Source organism: Streptomyces sp. NPDC051320 (genome assembly GCF_040682175.1).
Taxonomy (GTDB): Bacteria; Actinomycetota; Actinomycetes; order Streptomycetales; family Streptomycetaceae; genus Streptomyces.
Genome location: NZ_JBFBAL010000053.1, coordinates 1 through 1,686, shown reverse-complemented (window position 1 = coordinate 1,686; position 1,686 = coordinate 1). Strand labels below are relative to the sequence as shown.

The 1,686-nt window shown below is 66.7% G+C and carries 1 protein-coding gene; it reads left to right on the top strand.

What is annotated here, in order from left to right; all coding sequences use genetic code 11:
* The first annotated feature begins 432 nt into the window (after window positions 1-432).
* Window positions 433-1,662 carry an IS110 family transposase gene (locus AB0M87_RS33325; protein ID WP_365859642.1) on the top strand — a complete coding sequence of 410 codons (1,230 nt, stop codon included), beginning with the start codon at window positions 433-435 and terminating at the stop codon, window positions 1,660-1,662.
* Window positions 1,663-1,686 lie beyond the last annotated feature (24 nt).

Genomic DNA, 1,686 nt, shown 5'->3' with positions numbered 1-1,686 from the left:
ACGCGCGGATCCGTCGGGCGGTCAAGGCCCGCGGACACTTCCCCAACGAGCAGGCCGCCCTGAAGTGCGTCTAATCCGTAGTTAAAGAGTGGCGTGTTGACGCTCGTGGGCGCCAGACGGATTCCTGAAGTGCGTCCGGCATTGATGCCTACATGTAGCACGGCGCCGCCGGGCGCCTTCGAGCGTCAACACTCAACGCCTGATCGCTCGTTGGTGTTGGTGGTGCGAGCCCGCCGCACGGCGACCCCTTGATACGCCCGAGCCGTTCGAGCTCTTATCCAGACCGGGGTCCGTGGGGATGAGCTGGTCCCACGAACGGCTACTGAGGTGTCGGCCCAGCCCCGTGTGGCTGAGGCCTGGGATTAGGGCGCCGCGTGGTTCCGCATGAGCTCGTGACCAGCGCATACATGCACCACAGAGAGGGAAACCATCATGATCTACTGCGGCATCGACTGGGCGGAAAGGACGCACGACGTCGCTCTTGTCGACGACACCGGAACGTTGTTAGCCAAGCGCCATATCACCGACGATGCGGCCGGCTACAAGATTCTGCTGGACCTGCTCTCCGAGTACGGCGACACGGAAGAGACCCCGATCCCTGTCGCCATCGAGACATCCCGCGGCCTGCTGGTGGCGGTCCTGCGAACCGGCAACCGGCAAGTCTTCGCGATCAACCCCTTGGCCGCCGCCCGCTACCGCGATCGGCACAGCGTCTCACGCAAGAAGTCCGACCCCGGCGACGCCCTGGTCCTGGCAAACATCCTGCGCACCGATATGCACGCCCACCGGACGCTGCCGCAAGACACTGATCTTGCCCGCGCCATCGCCGTCCTGGCCAGAGCCCAGCAGGACACCATCTGGAATCGCCAGCAGACCGCCAACCAGCTCCGGTCCCTGCTGCGCGAGTACTACCCCTCAGCCCTGGCAGCGTTTGAGCCTTGGAAGAACGGCCTCTGCCGACCCGAGGCTCACCAGGTCCTCGAGCTGGCCCCGACGCCCACGCGGGCCGCGCGTCTCACCCGCACGCAACTGCAAGCCGCCCTCAAGCGAGCCGGCCGCAAGCGAGGCATCGAGGCCGAGGCCGAGCGGCTCCGCGAGGTCTTCCGCGGCAAATGGGCCCACCAGCCACCCCTGGTCGAGGACGCGCTCGGCAAGCAGATGCTTGCCCTCCTCATCCAGCTCGAAGCCGCTTCCAAGGCTGCCGACGACCTTTCCGAGGCTGTGGCCGAGGCTTTCCCTCAGCACCCCGACGCGGAGATCATCACCAGTTTTCCGGGACTCGGCACCCAGCTCGGCGCCCGGGTGCTGGCCGAGATCGGAGACGACCGCGCCCGGTTCGCGGACGCCCGAGGGCTGAAGGCCTACGCCGGCTCCTCGCCCGTCACCAGGGCATCCGGCAAGAAGTCGTCCATCACCAGACGGCGGGTGAAGAACGACCGGCTCAACCACGCCGGATACCTCTGGGCGTTCTCCGCGATCACCGCCTCACCCGGCGCCAAAGCCCACTACCGGCGACGGCGAGACGAGCACGGCGACTGGCACGCCGCAGCACAGAGGAACCTCTTCAACCGCATGATCGGCCAGCTCCACCACTGCCTCCAGCACCGCACGCAGTTCGAAGAAGGCACTGCCTTCGCAGCCCACCTTGCCGTCGCCGCTTGACGAGTTAGCGCCCTGAGGTGTCTA

Excerpts from the sequence above, each read along its gene's own strand:
- AB0M87_RS33325 (WP_365859642.1), top strand. The coding sequence starts at position 433 with ATGATCTACTGCGGCATCGACTGGGCGGAAAGGACGCACGACGTCGCT.